At 72.2% G+C, this 19,404-nt stretch carries 11 protein-coding genes; 7 read left to right on the plus strand and 4 right to left on the minus strand.

All coding sequences use genetic code 11. The features are described from left to right. Window positions 1–5: 5 nt before the first annotated feature. Both CP983_RS09090 and CP983_RS09095 read right to left on the minus strand, forming a co-directional pair. The gene (locus tag CP983_RS09090; RefSeq protein ID WP_150506478.1) at window positions 6–2,567 is read right to left on the minus strand and encodes a non-ribosomal peptide synthetase; all 2,562 of its coding nucleotides are present in this window, start codon (window positions 2,565–2,567) and stop codon (window positions 6–8) included. Then, window positions 2,564–5,116: a Pls/PosA family non-ribosomal peptide synthetase gene (locus CP983_RS09095; protein WP_150499223.1), complete on the minus strand. Its 2,553-nt coding sequence runs from the start codon at window positions 5,114–5,116 to the stop codon at window positions 2,564–2,566. The genes CP983_RS09090 and CP983_RS09095 overlap by 4 nt, the downstream gene beginning before the upstream one ends. A 216-nt stretch (window positions 5,117–5,332) precedes the next feature. Between CP983_RS09095 and CP983_RS09100 the strand changes: the two genes are divergently transcribed. The 3 genes from CP983_RS09100 (at window position 5,333) to CP983_RS44670 (ending at window position 8,563) form a co-directional block, all read left to right on the plus strand. Next, the gene (locus CP983_RS09100) at window positions 5,333–6,217 is read left to right on the plus strand and encodes an amidohydrolase family protein (RefSeq protein WP_150499224.1); all 885 of its coding nucleotides are present in this window, start codon (window positions 5,333–5,335) and stop codon (window positions 6,215–6,217) included. A gap of 132 nt (window positions 6,218–6,349) precedes the next feature. After that, window positions 6,350–7,051 (plus strand): LuxR C-terminal-related transcriptional regulator, encoded by a 702-nt coding sequence (locus CP983_RS09105; RefSeq protein WP_150499225.1) that lies wholly within the window; start codon window positions 6,350–6,352, stop codon window positions 7,049–7,051. A gap of 156 nt (window positions 7,052–7,207) precedes the next feature. Beyond that, window positions 7,208–8,563 (plus strand): hypothetical protein, encoded by a 1,356-nt coding sequence (locus tag CP983_RS44670; protein WP_229914666.1) that lies wholly within the window; start codon window positions 7,208–7,210, stop codon window positions 8,561–8,563. 156 nt (window positions 8,564–8,719) lie between these two features. Here the strand turns inward: CP983_RS44670 and CP983_RS09115 are convergent, their stop codons facing one another. Both CP983_RS09115 and CP983_RS09120 read right to left on the minus strand, forming a co-directional pair. Next, entirely contained in the window at window positions 8,720–9,631 is a 912-nt protein-coding gene (locus CP983_RS09115; protein WP_150499226.1) for a LysR family transcriptional regulator, read from the minus strand. 144 nt (window positions 9,632–9,775) lie between these two features. After that, a complete protein-coding gene (locus CP983_RS09120; RefSeq protein WP_150499227.1) occupies window positions 9,776–12,253 on the minus strand; it encodes a SpoIIE family protein phosphatase in 2,478 nt (825 codons plus the stop codon). A 233-nt stretch (window positions 12,254–12,486) separates the two neighbouring features. Between CP983_RS09120 and CP983_RS09125 the strand changes: the two genes are divergently transcribed. The 4 genes from CP983_RS09125 to CP983_RS09140 all read left to right on the plus strand — a co-directional run bounded on the left by CP983_RS09125 (window position 12,487) and on the right by CP983_RS09140 (window position 19,403). Further along, entirely contained in the window at window positions 12,487–14,553 is a 2,067-nt protein-coding gene (locus CP983_RS09125) for a SpoIIE family protein phosphatase (protein ID WP_150499228.1), read from the plus strand. A gap of 58 nt (window positions 14,554–14,611) precedes the next feature. Further along, window positions 14,612–15,370 carry an IclR family transcriptional regulator gene (locus CP983_RS09130; protein WP_150499229.1) on the plus strand — a complete coding sequence of 253 codons (759 nt, stop codon included), beginning with the start codon at window positions 14,612–14,614 and terminating at the stop codon, window positions 15,368–15,370. Between the two features lie 104 nt (window positions 15,371–15,474). Further along, window positions 15,475–16,611 carry a PP2C family protein-serine/threonine phosphatase gene (locus CP983_RS09135; protein ID WP_229914667.1) on the plus strand — a complete coding sequence of 379 codons (1,137 nt, stop codon included), beginning with the start codon at window positions 15,475–15,477 and terminating at the stop codon, window positions 16,609–16,611. 110 nt (window positions 16,612–16,721) lie between these two features. Continuing rightward, entirely contained in the window at window positions 16,722–19,403 is a 2,682-nt protein-coding gene (locus tag CP983_RS09140) for a SpoIIE family protein phosphatase/ATP-binding protein (RefSeq protein ID WP_150499230.1), read from the plus strand. Window position 19,404 lies beyond the last annotated feature (1 nt).

Raw genomic sequence — 19,404 nt, forward strand, 5'->3', positions numbered from 1 at the left:
GTGGTTCAGGGGGAGGTCGGTGGTGCCGGGCCGGCGGTGGCCGCGGATGCCGGGGGCACGGCGGCCGGTGACCCGTCGTCGAGGACGCGGGCGAGGTCGGCCAGGACGGGGTGGCGGGTGATGTCCTTGATGTCCAACGCACGGTCCAGGGCGATCGCGAGCCGCACCGCCGCGAGCGATGTGCCGCCGCGGTCGAAGAAGTGGTCGTGCCGGCGGATCTTGTCCTGCGGTACGTCGAGCACCTGGGCCCACAGGCCCGCCAGCCGCAGCTCGGTCGGTGTGCGGGGTGCGGCGCGGTCCTCCCCGGCCGTGCCGGCGGATCCGGCGTCCGGGGCAACCGCGCCGAGCCGTGCGGCGAGCGCGGTCAGTGCCTTCCGGTCGACCTTGCCGTTCGCGGTCACCGGCAGGCTCCGCCGCCGGTGGAACTCCGAGGGGACCATGTATTCGGGCAGCGACCTGCCGAGCCGGTCCCTCAGGACGCCGTCCTCCAGCGGGCCTTCGGCGCGGTAGAAGGCCACCAGACGTCCGCCCTGCCCGGCTCCCTCGACGACGACCACCGCTCCGTCGCGGACCCCGGGCACCCGTAGCAGGGCGCTCTCGACCTCGCCGATCTCGATCCGGAATCCACGGATCTTGACCTGGTTGTCCTGGCGGCCGAGGAACTCCAGCTTGCCGCCGGGCGCCCAGCGGCCGTAGTCGCCGCCCCGGTAGAGCCGTAGGCCCGCGTGGTGCGGATCCGCCATGAAGGACTGCCGGGTGCGCTCGGGGTCGTTGACATAGCCGCGGCCGACGCAGACTCCGGCGAAGACGATCGCGCCGGGGGCGCCGAGCGGCACCGGTGACAGGTGCTCGTCCACGACGTAGACGTGCACGTTGCCGATGGGAGAGCCGAGCGGGACCCGTTCGCCGTCCGGCGCCCGGTCCATCACCTCGTGATTGGTGTCGTCGGACGTCTCGGTCAGCCCGTAGGCGTTGACCAGCCTGATACCGGGCGCGACCGCGAACCAGCGCTGTACGAGCTCCTTCTTCAGCGCCTCGCCGGTGACCGACACGCACCGCAGGTCCGGCAGTGCCCGCGGCCGGCGCTCCAGGTAGGACACGACGGCGTCCAGGTACGACGGCACGACCTGGAGCACGTCGACCCCGCCGCGGGTGATCGTGTCGACGAACCGCGGGACGTCCAGGATCGCGTCCTGCTCGACGATCAGGGTCCGCCCGCCGGCCAGGAGCGCGGCGGCCAGTTGCCACAGCGAGATGTCGAAGCACTGGGGCGCGGTCTGGGCGACGGTGCGTCCCTCGCCGATCCCGAGGTCGTCGATCTTCGCGTGGACGTGGTTGAGCATGCCCGCGTGCTCGCACATGGCGCCCTTGGGCTCGCCGGTCGAGCCGGACGTGAAGTAGATGTAGGCGAGTTGGTCCGGCGCGACTCCGACGCCGGGGTCGGTGTCCGGGTGGCCCTCCGAGTACGCCTCGTCGACGCGGAGCGCCCGGACCTCAGGCAGCGCGTCGAGGGCCCGGTCGAGCGTGGTGGTGCTGCCCGGTTCGGTCAGCACGAGGCGGCACCCGGCGCGGGAGAGCATGGTCGTGATGCGCTCGGCCGGGAAGTGCGGCTCGACGGGCAGGTACACCCCTCCGGCCTTGAGGACCGCGAGGACGGCGGCCGCCCAGTCCAGGTCGCGCTCCATGACCACCGCCACGACGCCTTCCCGGCGCAGCCCCCTTGCCGGCAGGGCCCGTGCCAACCGGTTGGCCCGCGCGTTGAGTTCGCGGTACGTCCACCGTCGCTCACCGCACACGACCGCGATGGCGTCGGGGTGCGCCCTGACACGTTCCTCGAACAGTTCGTGGACGCGGCGGTCGGGCAGCTCCCGGCGGGGTCCCGCGAGCCCTTCGAGCTGGAAGCGGCGCTCCTCGGCGGAGAGCAGGCTCTGCCGGCCGTGCGCGGCGTCCGGATCGGCGGTGAGCAGCGTGAGCGCGGTGAGGTGGTAGCCCGCGATCCTCGCGGCGCCGGCCCGGTCCAGCGCGTCGGTCCGGTACCGCAGCCGCAGCGTGCGCCGGTCGCCGCCGCGCGGGAACTCCACGCGCAGCACGGCGTTCCCGGGGAGGTCGCCTCCCGCGCCGTGCGGGTCGAACACGGCCTCGCCCGACGGTCCGGGCAGGCCCAGTTCATGCCGGAGTCCGTCCACGGGGAAGTCCTTGTGCCGCAGCAGTTCCGATTCGGCCCGGTGGGTGCGGAGCACCAGCGTCCGCCACGAGTCGGGGGCGACGGTCAGACGGCAGGGCAGCGGACGCCCGGCCGGTACGGCGACGTATCCGGTCGTGACCTCCTGCTCGCCGGACAGAGCGGCGAGCACCTTGGCGTGGGCGGCAAGCAACAGCGAGCGCAGGGGTACCGCCAGCTCGTCCGCGAGGCGGCTCAACGCGTCCGTCAGTTCCCCGGTGAGCGTCGTCTCGTGCTCGGCGACTCGGATCGCCGGGTCCGCCGTCCATCGCGGGATCGTGGTCACGCCGCCGGCGCCGAGGACGCCCCGCCAGAACTCCCGGCCGGCCGTCTCGGACCTCGTCATGACTGCCATGGGCCCGGCCTCCTCTCGTCCTCGCCGCGCGAAGGGATCGGCCTTGCCGGATTGCCGGCCCACCACGCGTTCCGCGGGACCACCTCGCCCTTCATCAGGAAGGAGTCGGGGCCGAGCACCGCGCCGTCGCCCACCGTCGTGCCGTAGTGGACGAAGGCGCCGACCCCGAGGGTGCAGCCGGAGCCGATCGTGATCCGGTCGGACTTGAAGGCGCCGTCCTCCTGCGAGTGGCACTGGACCACGCTGCCCGAGTTGAGCGTGGAGCCGTCCCCGATGGCGGCCATGGCACGTTCCGTGAGGTGGCAGCCGTCGTCGAAGACCATGCGGCCGAGCCGCACTCCCAGCGCCCGCCAGATCACGTTCTTGAACGGGGTGCCGTTGAAGATCCTCAGGTACGTCTCCGACGGCACCTTCCAGTAGCGCTCGTGCTGCCAGAAGTCCGGGGTGTAGATCGAGCAGAACAGCGGCCGCAGGGGGCGGAGGGCCGTGACGACGCGTTCGACCAGCACGAAGTACGCGGTGGTCAGGAGCAGGACGAGGAGGTCGGCCAGCACCAGCCCCGTCACGCCGAGCGGTCCGTACAGCTCCGCGGCGGCTGTGACGAGCAGGGCGAGGGCGAAGACGTAGATCCAGCGCGACAGCAGATACCACGCCATGGTGGCGACGTTGTGCTTCGTCTTGGCGGCCAGACCGCGCCGCAGCTCCTCAGGGCGCTTGAACCTCTCGAAGCTGCTGTCCCTCAGCACCGAACGGGGAATCTCGAAGCTGGGCGAACCCAGCAGCCCGACGCCCTCGCGGATCTCGCCGTCGACCGGCACCATCACCTTGGTCGCGAGGAGGCAGTTGTCGCCGGTCCTGCCCCGCGTGGGGTACGCGATCCGGTTCCCGAGGAAGTTGCGCGGCCCGATCGACACCCGGGACACGCGGAACGCGGTGCTGGAGAAGTCGGCGTTCATGACCGACAGACCGTCCGCGATCATCGTCCCGCGCCCGACGGAGCTCAGATACGGCGTCTCGTGCTTCATCTCCGTGCCGAAGTTCGACCCGGTCTGCTCGACGCGGGAGAGGTCGTACCCGAGGCCCTTCAGGTAGTGGACGATGGCGGAGCTGTCACCGAACAGTCGCTTGAGGAACTTCCAGTTGGTCAGGAGCGCGATCGTCCGGTGCGCCTCGAAGTGGAAGCCGTACAGCCGGTAGGTCCGGCCCGGCGTGATGGTCAGGCCGAGCAGGCGGGGAACCAGGGTCAGGACGAGGAGACCGGCGGGCACGGCGCCGAACACGAGGACGAAGGAGATCACCAGGGTCTCGATGTAGAACGTCCCGTCGCCGAGCACCGCGGGTCCGGGTTCCAGGGCCGTGCGGAGCTGCGGGACCTCGACGAGCAGCGCGACCAGGCCGCCGACCGCCAGCGGCGCGTACACGGCCAGCGCGACCAGCAGTTGCACGAGGCTGTGGGCGGCTCTGCGCACCGCGCCGCAGCGGGCCGACCCCACGACCTGGTAGTCCACGTCGGTCGGCTGTGCCGGGGAGCCGTGCCAGTGCTCGCCGTCGGGGACCGCCTGCCCGCGGTGCAGCGAGGAGGCGTGCCCGAGCTGCGCCCCGTCACCCATCGAGGTGTCGATGTCGAGCACCGTGGCCTCGCTGACCAGCACGTTCCTGCCGAGGGTGACCGGGCCGGTCTGAATCACCGAGGCATGGGCCCGGTAACAGGCGAAGAGTGAATCCTTGCGGACGACCGTGCCGTCACCGATGGTCAGCAGGTCGGTGCACACGGGAACCTGCCGCGAGAGGACCACCGCGCCCCGCCCGACCTTCGTGCCCAGTGCCCTGAGGTAGAGCAGGTAGAGCGGCGAACCGCTGAACAGCACCAGGGGGTCCGACCGGACCAGCGTCTTCACGATCCAGAAGCGGACGTACGACAGGCTCCAGATGGGTATGTTCCGAGGCTTCCACCGCCCGACGAGCGTCCATTTCGCGAGCACGGGAAACGCGCACAGGCCGACGAAGGCCACACCGCCGAACACGACCGAGCGCGAGTAGGTGTCGAGGAGACCCGATCCGGCGGAGATCCACTCGTAGCCCACGGCGGTGCCGAAGGCGATGCCGTAGAAGTACCCGAGGAAGGCCACGAGCTGGAGGGCGCCGCACAGGACGTACTGCCGCCTGCCTGCCGGGGACCGAACCGGCACCGGGGGCGGGGCCGTGGACTCCACAGCGGGATCCGCCTGCGCGACGGGCGGATCGTCCGTGAGGGCGGTCGCGAGACTCCTGATCGTCGGATGCCGGTAGACGTCCTTCATCGACACCGACGGCAGATCCCCGCGCTTCCTGACTCGCGCGCAGAAGTGCGCCATCACCAGTGAGTCGGCGCCCAGGTCGTCGAAGAAGTGGCTGTCGACGGGCACGTGCTCGGTCCGCACGACCGATGCCAGCACGGCGGCGAAGGTCCTCTCGACCGTGGCGGGTCCGCCGCCCCCGTCCAGGAGGGCCGTGGAGTCCTCCCGAGCGGTGGGCAACGTCTCCACCGGCTTGTCCGCCATGTCAGCTCCTGGGGAGGTACCGAGAAAATGCCGCCCGGCACCGGCCCGCCTGCGTCGCACACCGGTTTCGGACTGCTACCGGGTGCGAACGACGCGGACCGTGGCCGGAACCACCCATGCACTTGATTCGGCACCGGGACGCCGACGGATCTCCGCACCCGGAAACTTCGCGCGAGAATCGACGACGGAACGCGACCCGACTCCGAGAGGCACCGCATGGACACGGCCGACGAGGCTGCGGCGGTACGGCGGTTCTGGCAGCGGCTCGGGCTGCCGGGGCTCGTCGATGTGCACACCCACTTCATGCCGGAGCGCGTGCTGCACAAGGTCTGGGGCTACTTCGACTCCCTCGGCCCGCTGACCGGCGGCGTCGAGTGGCCGATCACCTACCGCGCCGAGGAGTCGGAACGGGTCGCCGTGATCCGGGGCCTGGGCGTGCGGGCCTTCACGTCGATGCTCTACCCGCACAAGGCGGAGATGGCCGAGTGGCTCAACGGCTGGGCCGTCGACTTCGCCCGCCGCACCCCCGACTGCCTGCACACCTCGACCTTCTTCCCGGAACCGGGCGTCGAGTCCTACGTCCGCGAGGCGATCGAGGCGGGCACCCGGGTCTTCAAGGCGCATGTGCAGGTGGGCGCGTACGACCCGGCCGAAGAGGCCCTCGACGCCACCTGGGGCCTGCTCGCCGAGGCCGCGACACCCGTCGTGATCCACTGCGGCTCGGGACCCATGCCGGGCAAGTACACCGGGCCCGAGCCGATAGGGCGCGTCCTCGCCCGGCATCCCCGGCTGCGGCTGATCATCGCGCACATGGGACTGCCCGAGTACGAGGACTTCCTCGACCTCGCCGAGCGGTACGACGAGGTGCGGCTCGACACGACCATGGCGTTCACCGACTTCAGCGAGCGCATGGCGCCGTTCCCGCGCCGGGCGCTGCCCCGCCTGGCGAGCCTCGGCGACCGGATCCTGCTCGGCACCGACTTCCCCAACATCCCCTACCCGTACGCCCATCAGCTGGCGGCCCTGGAACGGCTGGAGCTCGGGGACGAGTGGCTGCGCGGTGTGTGCCACGACAACGGGGCCCGCCTGTTCGGGCTGTGACGGGCCCGGCCCTGGTGAAGTAGTGACCGATCTCCTACTGCGTCTTTACGGGAGCCGCGCTAGCCTTGCTGAACGAAACCGTTTCGTTCAGCTGGCAGGCCGCCACCCGCCTCCACCAGGAAGAAGACAGGCATGGTCTCCGTACTCGTGGTCAACGACCAGTCTCTCCAGCGCCTCGCCCTGCGCATGCTTCTCGGTGCCGAGCCGGATCTGCACGTCGTCGGCGAGGCGACGAGCGAGGCCGAGGCGGTCCGGCTGAGCGCCGCGCTCCGGCCTGACGTCGTCCTGGTGGCCGACCGCCCGTCCGGGCCGTCGGACACCCTGGAGACCGTCCGTCACCTCACCCGCCGGGACCGCCTCCCGCGCCCCCTCGAACCCGGGGACGCGGAGCCGCACACCCCCCGGGTCCTCGTGCTCACTCCCGCCGGCCACGAGGAGCACGCCTACGCCGCCCTGCGCGCCGGCGCGGACGGGTTCCTGCTGGAGGACGCCGCGCCCGACGAACTCGCCTCGGCCGTCCGGGTCGTGGCCGCCGGGGACGCCGTCATCACGCCCGCCCTGACGCGCGCGCTCATCGACGCCGTCCGTGAACAGCGCACCGTACGCCCCCTGTCACGCACTTCGGGGCTCGACACGCTGACCGGACGCGAACGGGACGTCCTGGTCGCCGTGGCCTCGGGTTGGTCCAACGCCGAGATCGCCGAACGACTCTCCATCGCGCCTACCACCGTGAAGACGCACGTGAGCAATATCCTCACCAAGATCGGCGCCCGCGCTCGCGTCCAGGCCGTGACATTCGCGTACGAGTCCGGCCTCGTCCGCCCCGCCGCCTGACGCCGGGCCAACTGGCGGGCGCGCGCTACACGATCCGGTGGCTTCTCGCCGCTTGAGCGTTATTCATATCACCCTATTTCCTATTCATTCCACTGTCCGGCTCTTGGTGCTGACCAGCCGTCACGAGGCCCTGAACCAAGTCGAGGAGAGTGGAAGATGACGACATCGCCTAAGTGGCGATCTGTTCTGACGCCGGCGGCCATGGCCGCCGCGCTCGCCGCAGCCGCCCTGGCGAGCGGGGGCACCGTCTACGCCGACGACCACGCGACGCCCCACCCGCCGTACCCGAGCAAGCCGGTCCACCCGGCCCACGCTCCGCAGCCGGCGCATCCGGCGAAGCCGGAGCACCCGGGGAAGCCGATGCACCCCGTGAAGCCGGAGCAGCCGGGCAAGCCGATGCATCCGGTGAAGCCGGAACATCCCGGCAAGCCGGCCAAGCCCGAATACCCGGCGAAGCCGGTGCACCCGGACAAGCCGATGCATCCGGTGAAGCCGGAGTACCCCGCGAAGCCGGTGAAGCCCGAGCACCCGGTAAAGCCGGTGCACCCGGAGAAGCCGGTCAAGCCCGAGTACCCCGCCAAGCCGGTGCACCCGGAGAAGCCGGTCAAGCCCGAGTACCCGGCGAAGCCCGTGAAGCCGGAGTACCCCGCCAAGCCCGTACACCCGGCCAAACCGGTCTATCCCGCGAAGCCGGTCAAGCCCGAGCACCCGGTAAAGCCGGTCAAGCCCGAATACCCGGCTCACCCGGTGAAGCCTGAATACCCCGCGAAGCCTGTCTACCCGGCCAAGCCGGTGAAGCCTGAATATCCGGCCAAGCCGGAGTACCCCGCGAAGCCGGTGAAGCCCGAGTACCCCGCCAAGCCCGTCTACCCCGCGAAGCCCGTCAAGCCTGAATACCCGGCCAAGCCCGCTTACCCCGAGAAGCCCGCCTATCCGGCCAAGCCCGCCAAGCCCGAGTACCCGGCGAAGCCGGCCTACCCCGCGAAGCCGGCGAAGCCCGAGTACCCCGCCAAGCCCGCGTATCCGGCCAAGCCCGCGAAGCCTGAGTACCCGGCCAAGCCTGCGTACCCCGAGAAGCCCGCCAAGCCGGAGTACCCCGCCAAGCCGGCCTACCCGGCGAAGCCCGCGAAGCCCGAATACCCGGCCAAGCCCGCGCACCCCGAGAAGCCTGCCTACCCGGCCAAGCCGGCGAAGCCCGAGTACCCGTCGAAGCCGGCACACCCCGAGAAGCCGGCGAAGCCGGACTACCCCTCGAAGCCCGCCCACCCGGCGAAGCCTGACTACCCGTCAAAGCCTGCGCACCCGGCCAAGCCGGAGAAGCCCGACTACCCGTCGAAGCCCGCGCACCCCGAAAAGCCGGCCAAGCCCGACTACCCGTCGAAGCCCTCCCACCCCGACAAGCCCTCCCACCCGGACAAGCCGTCGCACCCCGACAAGCCCTCGCACCCCGACAAGCCTGACTACCCGTCAAAGCCCACCCACACCAAGCACCAGGACAAGGACCAGTGGTAACCAGGAGCAGCTGATCCTGTCTGGTGCCGTCTGGAGTGCCGGGCCCGGTCGATCCGGGCCCGGCACTCCCCTGTCCGGCCTCCGCACTTCCCTGTCGGCTTCGGTATCCCGCTGTCCGGGCCGGGTATTGCCCTGCGTCCGCGTGCGGTCCCCGCGTCAGCGGGCCGTCTCGATCGTCCGGTGCAGGGCGTCCCGGCAGGCCAGGATCGCGGGGTGCCGGCCACCGCCTCCGCGTACGACGGTGAAGACGCGACGCGCCCGCCGGCCGCGCGGCAGTTGCCGTAGAGCCACCGTCGCGGGCTGTCCGCTCCACACGAGGTCGGGGAGGAACGCGACGGCGAGCCCTCGTTCGACGAGGCGTACGTGGAGCAACAAGTCGGTGGTCTCGAACCGTACGTCGGGTTCGAACCCGGCGTTGCGGCACAGGGTCATGGCCCAGTGCCGGGCGGCCGTGCCCTCGGGTTCCATCACCCAGGGGTGGCCGGCGAGCGAGCGCAGCGTCGCGGTCGGGCCGTCGGTGTCGGGGTGGTCGGCATGCGCGGGCAGCGCGAGGTGCAGGGGGTCGTCGAGCAGGTCCGCCTGTTCGAGTTCGGGGGGCCGCGGGTTGGGGTTGCCGGGGTACTCCTCGGCGAGGACCAGGTCGAAGTCGCGGGCCTGAAGGGCCGGCAGGGCCCTCTCCGGCTCCAACTGGGTCATGTGGACCCGCAGGTGCGGGTGCCGCTCGCGCAGCAGGTCCAGGGCGGTGGGGACCAGCGCCAGCGCGGCGGTCTGGAACGAGGCGATGCGCAGGGTGCCGGTGAGGTCCGTCAGGGAGGCGGCGATGTCCGCCTCCGCGCGCTCCAGGCGTTCGAGGACGGCTTCGGTGTGGGCGACGAGGATCTCGGCCTGCTCGGTCAGCCGTACCCGTCGCCCGACGGGTTCCAGCAGCGGGACGCCCACCTCGGCCTCCAGTTGGGAGAGCTGCTGGGAGACGGAGGAGGGTGCGTACGACAGGGCGGCGGCGACGGCCGCGAGGGTGCCGCGGTGCTTGAGTTCGCGCAGCAGGCGCAGTCGGTGCAGATCGAACATCGCCGGAAGCGCCCTCCCCTCGACTCGGCTCGGCTCCTCTCGGCTTCTCGACGGGCCGAAAGCGTGTGTGCAGGAACGATCGTAGAAGCGTCCCGGGCAGCGGGCGTCAGGCGACGTCCCCGGGGGCGGCCGCGGGTGACCGGTTCAGTGCGTTCGCGGGAGTTCCTGCTCGGCCCAGATGATCTTGCCGTCGGCGGTGTAGCGGGCGCCCCAGCGGTGGGCGAGCTGGGCCACCAGGAACAGGCCGCGGCCGCCCTCGTCCATGCTGCGGGCGTGGCGCAGTCGCGGGGCGGTGCTGCTGCCGTCGGCGACCTCGCAGGTCAGCCGGGAGTCTCGGAGCAGCCGTAGCCGGATGGGCGGTTCGGCGTAGCGGATGGCGTTGGTGACCAGCTCGCTGACGATCAGCTCGGTCGTCATGGCCAGTTCGCCGAACCCCCACGCCTCGACCTGGCGGGTCGCGCGGGCCCGGGCCTCGGCGACGGCGGCCGGGTCCACGGGCACGTCGAAGGAGACGACGTGCTCGGCGCCCAGGGTGTGGGTGCGTGCCAGGAGCAGGGCGATGTCGTCGGGCTGCGGCGCGGGCACGAGCTCGCGCACCGCGGACGTGCACAGCGTGGCCAGGTCCGGCCCCTGACGGGACAGCAGCTCGCCCAGCCGGGCCATGCCGCGCTCCATGTCGTCGTCGGCCGCCTCGACGAGGCCGTCGGTGTACAGGCCGAACAGGCTGCCCTCGGCGAGTTCGATCTCGCCGGCCTCGAACCCCATTCCGCCGAGTCCCAGCGGGGGTCCCGCCGGGGGCTCCGGGAAGGACACCTGCCCGTCGGGCGTCACGACGACCGGCGGCGGGTGACCGGCGCGGGCCATCGTGCAGCGCCTGGTGACCGGGTCGTAGACGGCGTACAGGCAGGTCGCGCCGAGGAAGCCGGCCGTGTCCCGGTGGTCCGCCCCGGTGCCGTCCTCCGACCGCTCCTCGCTGAGCCGCAGCACCAGGTCGTCGAGGTGGGCCAGCAGTTCGTCGGGCGGCATCTCCATGTCGGCGAGGGTCTGTACGGCGGTGCGCAGCCGGCCCATGGTCGCCGCGGCGGTGATGCCGTGCCCGACGACGTCGCCGACGACGAGGCCCACCCGGGCGCCGGACAGCGGGATCACATCGAACCAGTCGCCGCCCACGCCGCCCGTCGGGTCCGCCGGCAGGTAGGAGGAGGCGACCTCCAGTGCCGTACCGCCCGTCAGGACCTGTGGCAGGAGGCTGCGCTGGAGGGTGACAGCCGCGGTGTGCTCGCGGGTGTAGCGGCGGGCGTTGTCGACGCACAGCGCCGCCCGCGCCACCAGTTCCTGGGCGACGAGGACGTCGTCGGGCTGGAACGAGATCGGGTTGAGCGAGCGGATGAACGTGGCGAGGCCGAGCGCGGTGTTGCGGGCCCGCATCGGCACCGAGATGAGGGAGTGCAGGCCGAACTCGCGCATGCTGGCGGCCCGCGCGGGCTGTTCGGTGACCCACAGCTCGTCGGCCGGGTCGAGGACCGGGATGAGGATCGGATCGCCCTCGATGAGCAGATCCGCGCCGTGCGGCGGCGGCACGAAGTCCACCCGCTCCCCGATCCGCGCCACGGCCTCCGGGCAGCCCTCGCGCACCGAGCTCATGCCGGCCCGGCGCATCACGGGCTTCACGGGCGCCGGGCCCGCGTCGGTCAGCCATGCTCCGTGCCCCTCGTTGCTGAGCACGGGCTCCAGCAGGTCCACGACGACGAAGTCCGCGAACCGGGGCACGGCGAAGTCGGCCAGCTCCTGGGCCGTCCACAGCACGTCCAGGGTGGTGCCGATGCGGGTGCCGGCCTCGTTGACCAGGGACAGCAACTGGCGGGCGTTCCACCGTTCGGTGACGTCCGAGACCATGTAGCAGACCCCGGTGATCGCGCTCTCGGGGCCGGTGAGGGGGAAGAACGACGTGGAGTAGGCGTGCTGGCGGCGCGGGTCGGCCCAGCTCCAGCCGACGTACTCGTAGTCGGTGACCGGCACTCCGGTCTCCAGGACCTTGCGCATCAGGCCCTCGATGGTGTCCGCCTGGAGGCCGGGCAGCAGTTCGCTGAGCCGGCGGCCGAGCCGCTGCGCACGGGGCACGCCGCCGAAGCGTTCCAGGGTGTCGTTGAGCCAGATGTAGCGCAGCTGGGTGTCCATCACGGCCATGCCGACCGGGGCGCGGGTCAGAAAGCCGTCGAGGACGGAGTCACCGACCGCCCACTGCTGGTGCTGTTCGCGGGCCGAGATCAGGAAGCACTCGTCGGCGCCCACCCGGAAGGCCGCGGAGACCCGCAGATCCACGTCGACACGGCTGCCGTCGGTGTGCCGCAGCGGAATGAGGCCGCTCCACCCCATGCCGGCCCGGCAGCGGTCGGCGACTCCTGCCACCCGCAGCGGGTCGCCGGGCATCGCCAGCAGCCGCGCGGCGGAGGAGCCGACGATCCCCGAAGCGGGCAGGCCGAGGAGTTCCTCCGCGGCCCGGGTCCAGCCGAGCACGACACCGTGCCCTGACACCACCGCCGCCGCGTCGGTCGACGCGTCGAAGAGGGCGCGCGGTCCTGCCGACGCGGGCGCGTCGGGCCTTTCTCGCGGTACGTCCATGGGTCCTCACGCAGCGTCCCTGGGTCCCGTCCTCTACAGGACCATGTTCCTGCTAGTCCGCCCGATGTGCACGGGCCCACGGCGCCCGTTCCCGTCCCGTGACGGTCGTGGAACGCCCGGAGTGGGCAAGGCGCGCACGCGGAGAGAGCATGGAGGTGCCGGTCGTCGTCACCGCGGTACCCGGGGGGAGCCGTGGTCGGCGGTCGTGGCCGGCCCGCGGCGGAGGAGCTGGGATGGCAGCCGAGACCTTCGAATCCGACAGTGGCGGGTACGCCCCCGTGCCGCCCCGGCCGACCGGCCTGCTCGACGTGCTGAGCGTGGCCGCGGTGGTCGTGGACGCCGAGGGGCGCGTGGTGTTCTGGACCCCGCAGGCGGAAGAGCTCTTCGGGTACACCGCCGACGAGGCGCTGGGCACGCCGGCGGCGCGGCTGTTCATCCACCCCGACCATCTGCCGGCCGTGGTGCAGCTGTTCACGGAGGTCCTGGAGACCGGCCGCAGCTGGGCCGGCACCTTCCCGGTGCGGCACAAGGACGGCAGCACCCGGCTGACGGAGTTCCGCAACATGCGGCTGCTGGACGATCTCGGGGACGTGTACGCCCTGGGCATCGCGGCCGACCACTCGCTGCTCCAGCGCGTGGAGACGGACCTGGCGCTGTGCGAGCGGCTGATCAACCAGTCCCCGATCGGTATCGCCCTGGTCGACCCGGAGCTGCGGTTCCTGCTGGTCAACCCGGCGCTCGAGCGGATCGACGGCACGCCCGCGGAGGACCATGTGGGCCGCCGGCTGATGGAGACGCTGCCGCTGCCCGACATCGACACGATCGTGTCCTGCCTGCGCCAGGTGCTCACCACCGGCACCCCGCTGCTCGACCAGTACCACGTGGGCCGCCCGCCGGCCGACCCCGAGCACGAGCACGCCTGGTCGCTGTCCTTCTACCGGCTGGAGGATCCCGGCGGGCGGGTGCTGGGCGCCGCCATCTCCTTCGTCGACGTCACCGAGCGGCACCGGGCCGCCGCCGAGGCCGACCGGGCCCGCCGGCGTCTCGCCCTGATCGCGGACGCCTCCACCCGGGTCGGCACCACGCTGGAGGTGGAGCGCACCGCGGACGAGCTGGCGGAGATCGCCACGCCCGAGCTGGCCGACGTGGTCGCCGTGGACGTGCTGGACTCGGCGCTCGCGTGCCGGCGCATGCGGCAGCCGGACAACGGCCCCGAGCTGTTCCGGGCGCTCGCGCTGAAGTCGTCGTACCCGAGTGCGGCGCTGCGCGCGGCCGACCCGCCCGGTGATCTCGCCGCCTACGAGGGGGACCGCCTGGTCACTCTGTGCGTGCACACCGCCCGGCCGGTCCTGGTGCGGCACGTCGGCGAGGACGATCTGCGGCGCATCGCCCGGGACCCCGAGGCGACGAGTCTGCTGGCGCGGGCCGGCGTGCACTCCTACATGGCGGTACCGCTGATCGCGCACGGCGAGGTGCTGGGCGCCCTCGACCTCAAGCGGACCCGCAACCCGGTGCCGTTCGACGAGGACGACGTCGTCCTCGCGACCGAGCTGGCCAGCCGGGCCGCCGTCGCCATCGACAACGCCCGCTGGTTCCAGAGCGTGCGCAACACCGCGCTCACCCTCCAGCGCAGCCTGCTGCCGGACCATCCCCCGCACCACACGGGCCTGGAGATCGCCTACCGCTACCAGCCCGCCCAGGCCACCAGCGAGGTCGGCGGCGACTGGTACGACGTCATCCCGCTGGAGGACGACAAGACCACGCTGGTCGTCGGCGACGTCATGGGCAACGGCATCGACGCCGCCGCGACCATGGGCCGGCTGCGCACCGCGACCTGCGCCTACGCCGACCTCGATCTCGATCCGGGAGCCGTGCTGCGGCACCTGGACAAGATCACCTGCGATCTGGAGCACTACATCGTCACCTGCCTGTACGCGGTGTACGACCCGCGCACCAGGCGCTGCCACATCGCCAACGCCGGACACATGCCGCCCGCGCTGGCCCGCCCCGGCCGGCGGCCGGAGCTGCTGGAACTGCCCGCCGGTGCCCCGCTCGGTGTCGGCGGCATCCCGTTCCGGACCACCACCGTCGAGCTCGGCCCCGGCGATCTGCTGGTCCTGTACACCGACGGCCTGGTCGAGACCCGGGCCCACTCCATCGACGACCGGCTGAACGTCCTGCTCGGCTTCCTCGACGAACCCCGCAGACCCCTGGAGGAGACCTGCGACCTCCTGCTGTACGGCCTGCGTCATCCGGACGACCACGACGACGTCGCGCTGCTGGTCGCCCGGGTGCTGTAGGCGCGCTCCGCCCGACCCCGCCTTGCCCGCGCCGGGTGCCCGGCGCACGCTGGTTGCTATGGGTGTCAGTGACGGCCCCACGCTCATCGGCTCGGTGCAGCGCGCCTTCCGGCTGCTCGAGGCCATGAGCGCGCACGAGAACGGCGCGCCCGCGAAGCAGCTGGCACGGGAGACGGGCCTGCCCCTGGCCACGGCGTACCACCTGCTGCGGACACTGGTCCACGACGGCTATGTAAGCAAGCTCCCCGACGGCGGGTTCATCCTCGGCGAGCGGCTGCAGACACTGCACACCACCGGCCGGGCGCAGGCACTGATCAGCCGGATCCGGCCCACGCTGGCCGCGCTGCGGGACGAGCTGTCCAGCGCCGCCTACCTCACCTTCTACGAGGAGGGCGAGATCCGGGTGGCCGAGATCGTCGACGGTCCCCGCGCGCCCCGCGTCGATCTCTGGGTGGGGTTCGAGGACGCGGGGCACGCAACGGCCCTCGGCAAGTCCGTGCTGCGGGAGCTGGACGAGGAGGCGCGCAAGGAGTACCTGTCCCGGCACCAGCTCGCCGACCTCACGCCGCGGACCATCACCGACCGCCCCGAGCTGCTCAGACGGCTCGACTCCTCGCCGCTGGCCCCGGCGGTCACGGACATGGAGGAGTACAGCCTCGGCACGGTCTGTGTCGCGGTGCCGGTGTACAGCGGGAACACGCTCGGCTCGCTCGGCGTCTCGCTGCGGGCCGGCCACCGTTCGCGGCTGGAGGAGGTCACGGCACGGCTGATCCCGACCGCGGACCGGGTGACCAGGGGCCTGTCGCTCACTATCTGAAATCCCGGCGCTTGTCCGATACGGGGTCCAACCCGTTTCCTGAATAAATCGGACATTTCATTGGGCGTACGCCCCAGCGCACAGGTGAGGACAGCGGACAAGCGATGAGCAAGGCCCCTGATCACGACCCCGACCACTGGCCGAGGCGCATGGTCGCCGCCACGCCCGTACTGCCCATTCTGATCGTCTGCGGTCTCGTGCTCGTCGACCTCGCGGGTGGCTCCGGGGTGACCTGGGTGCCGCTGCTCGCCACGGGCCCCGCGCTCGCCGCCGCCACCGGCGGGCCGCGCGGCGTCCTGTGCGTGGGGCTGCTGTCGGCCGTGCTGGGGGTGTCCCTCGGCCTGCGGGGCGGTGCCGCGGACAGCGAGCTGGCGGTCGCGCTGGCCTCCCTGCTCGTGATCACCGCGGCGTGCGCCGCGACCAGCGCGCTGCGCATCCGGCGCGAGCGGGTGCTGGCGGCGGTTCGTTCGGTCGCCGAGGCCGCGCAGCACGCGCTGCTCCAGCCGATTCCGGCGACAGTCGGACCGTTCCAGGTGGCCGTGCGCTACAGCGCCGCCGCGGCCGAGGCCCGGATAGGCGGGGATCTGTACGCGCTGGTGTCGACGCCGCACGGGGTCAGGCTGATCGTCGGTGACGTGCGCGGCAAAGGGCTGCCGGCCGTGAGCACGGCGGCGCTGGTGGTCGGCGTGTTCCGCGAGGCCGCCCATGACGAGCCCGATCTGCTGGACGTCGTCGCCAGGATCGAGCGGAGCCTGGCGCGCAACCTGGGCAGCGACGACTTCGTGACCGCCGTGGTCGCCGGGTACCCCAGGGACGGGCAGCTGGAGGTCGTCAACTGCGGGCACGCGCCGCCGCTGCTGGTGCGGGACTCCGTGGTGGTCGCGGTGGAGCCGGACCGTCCGGCGCCGCCGCTCGGTCTGCGCAGCCTGTCGGGCGAGGCGCCCGCGCTGCACGTGCTGCCCTTCACCGACGGGGACCAGCTGCTGCTGTACACCGACGGCGTCACCGAGGCCCGCAACCACGACCGCGAGTTCTACCCGCTCGCCGAGGGGCTGGCCCGGCACACCTGCGACGAGCCCGTGGACACCGTCACCGCGCTGCACGGCGAGCTCCAGGACCACGTCGGCGGCCGGCTGCACGACGACGCGGCCCTGCTGCTGCTCCGCATGCCGGCCATGGCAGGGGCGCCGGCCACCCCCGAGCCTGCGGGCGCCGGACGCGTGGAGTCGTGCTCGCCGTAGGTCCCACGGCGTCCCCGGGTCCGCGGTTTCGCCGACGGCTCCGGGCAGGGTCCGCGGCTTCCCTCGTCAAGCACCGTGCCCGCCTGGTGAAACGGTGTTAGAAATGATGCATGGCCGGATTCCTCGGCCGCCTGCGCTCGCTGTTGAGCGCACGTACCGTGGCCCGGCAGGTCTTCGTGCTGCAGGCGGCCATCGTCGTGCTCCTCGTGGTGGCCGCCGTGGTGGCTCTGGTGCTCCAGGTGCGCACCGACACCAAGCGGGAGGCGGGCAACCGGTCCCTCGCCGTCGCCCAGTCCTTCGCGAAGGCTCCGGGCATGGAAGAGGCCCTGTCGAGCCCCGACCCCAGCGCGGTGCTCCAGCCCCGCGCCGAGGCGGCACGCAAGGCCACCGGCGTGGACTTCATCGTCGTGATGACCACGGACGGCATCCGCTACACGCACCCCAACCCCGACCGGATCGGCAAGCACTTCGTCGGCACCATCGCCCCGGCCGCGGCGGGCGGGATCGTCCGGGAGACGTACACCGGCACCCTGGGTCCGTCCGTGCGGGCCGTCGTCCCCGTGGCCGACGACAACGGCCATGTCATCGCCCTGGTCTCCGCCGGGGTGACGCTGGACAGCGTCGGCGGGGTCGTGGAACACCAGCTGCCCACGCTGCTCGGCTCGGCGGCCGGCGCCCTCGCCCTCGCCACCGCCGGGACCGCGCTGGTCAGCCGTCGGCTGCTGAAGCAGACGCACGGGCTCGGTCCCGAAGAGATGACGCGGATGTACGAGCATCACGACGCGGTCCTGCACTCCGTGCGGGAAGGCGTGCTGATCATGGACGACCGGCGCCGGCTGGCGCTGGCGAACGACGAGGCGCGCCGGCTGCTCGGACTGACCGCGGACGCCGAGGGGCGGCCCTGTGTCTCCCTCGGCATCGGGAACGACCTGGCCAGGCTGTTCGCCTCCGGGCGGGACGCCACCGACGAGGTGCATCTGGCGCAGGGCCGGCTGCTGGCGGTCAGCCAGCGTTCGACCGACCGGGACGGCGGGCCGCCCGGCAGTGTGGCGACGCTGCGGGACACCACCGAGCTGCGCACCCTGACCGGCCGGGCGGACGTGGCGCAGGAGCGGCTGAAGCTGCTGTACGACGCCGGGCTCGAGATCGGCACCACCCTCGACGTCACCCGCACCTCGCAGGAGCTGGCCGACTTCGCGGTGCCGCGGTTCGCCGACTTCGTCTCCGTCGACCTCGCGGATCCGGTGCTGCGCGGCGAGGAGCCCAAGGAGGGCCGCGCCGACATGCGCCGGGTGGCGTTCCAGGGCGTACGGGGCGACAGCCCGCTCTACCCGATCGGCAAGCTGATCCACTTCGCCGCGGGGACTCCGCAGGCGTTCGGGTTCGGCACCGGCAGGTCGGTCCTGGAGACGGACCTGCCCGCCTTCGCCGGCTGGCAGGAGCAGGATCCCGCCAACGCCCGCAGGCTCGTGCGGTACGGGATCCACGCGATGCTCACGGTCCCGCTGCGGGCCCGTGGCGTGATCATGGGCATGGCCACCTTCTGGCGCGCCGACCGGCCCGACCCCTTCGAGAGCGAGGACGTCTCGCTCGCCGAGGAGCTGGTCGCGCGGGCCGCCGTCAGCATCGACAACGCCCGCCGCTACACCCGCGAGCACACCCTGTCGGTGACGCTCCAGCGCAGTCTGCTGCCGCGGGCCCTGCCCGGGCAGAGCGCCCTCGACGTGGCCTACCGCTATCTGCCTGCGCAGGCCGCGCAGGGCGGGGTCGGCGGGGACTGGTTCGACGTCATCCCGCTGCCGGGCGCGCGGGTGGCGCTGGTCGTGGGCGACGTCGTGGGCCACGGGCTGCACGCGGCGGCGACGATGGGCCGGCTGCGCACCGCGGTCCACAACTTCTCCACGCTGGATCTGCCGCCCGACGAACTCCTCGGCCATCTCGACGAGTTGGTGGCCCGCATCGACCAGGACGAGGGCGAGGGCGAGGAAGAGGTGGCGCCGATCACCGGGGCGACCTGCCTGTACGCGGTGTACGACCCGTCCACCGGGCTGTGCGCCCTCGCCCGCGCCGGCCACCTCGAACCGGCGCTGGTGCACCCGGACGGCCGGGTCGAGTTCCTGACCGTGCCCGGCGGGGCGCCGCTGGGCCTGGGCGGCAGCCTGCCCTTCGAGGCGACCGAGGTGCGGCTGCCCGAGGGCAGCGGGCTGGTGCTGTACACGGACGGGCTGGTCGAGGACCAGGGCCGGGACATCGACGAGGGCCTGGAGCGGCTGCGCGAGGCGCTCGCCGCGACGCCCCCGACGCAGGGCCGAGGTCCGGAGGAGACGTGCAAGGCGGTTTTGGAGACCATGCTGCCCGAGCGTCCCCGTGACGATGTCGCCCTCGTCGTCGCCCGGACCCGGCGGCTGCCCTCCGACCGCACGGCCGCCTGGGACGTACCGGACGAGGCCTCCGCCGTGTCCCGGGTGCGGGCGGCCGCGGCCCGCACGCTCACGGAGTGGGACCTCGAGGAGGAGGCGTTCACTACCGAGCTGATCCTCAGCGAGCTGGTCACCAACGCCCTGCGTCACGCCACCGGCCCGATCCGGGTCCGTCTGATCCGCGACCTCACGCTGATCTGCGAGGTCTCCGACGGCAGCAGCACCGCCCCGCACCTGCGCAGCGCGGCCACCACCGACGAGGGCGGCCGGGGCCTGTTCCTGGTGGCCCAGTTCGCCGAGCGCTGGGGCACCCGTTACACGGCGGACGGCAAGGTGATCTGGACGGAACAGCCGCTGCCGCAGGGACGGTGAC

Origin of the sequence: Streptomyces chartreusis, assembly GCF_008704715.1 — a bacterium.
GTDB lineage: Bacteria > Actinomycetota > Actinomycetes > Streptomycetales > Streptomycetaceae > Streptomyces > Streptomyces chartreusis.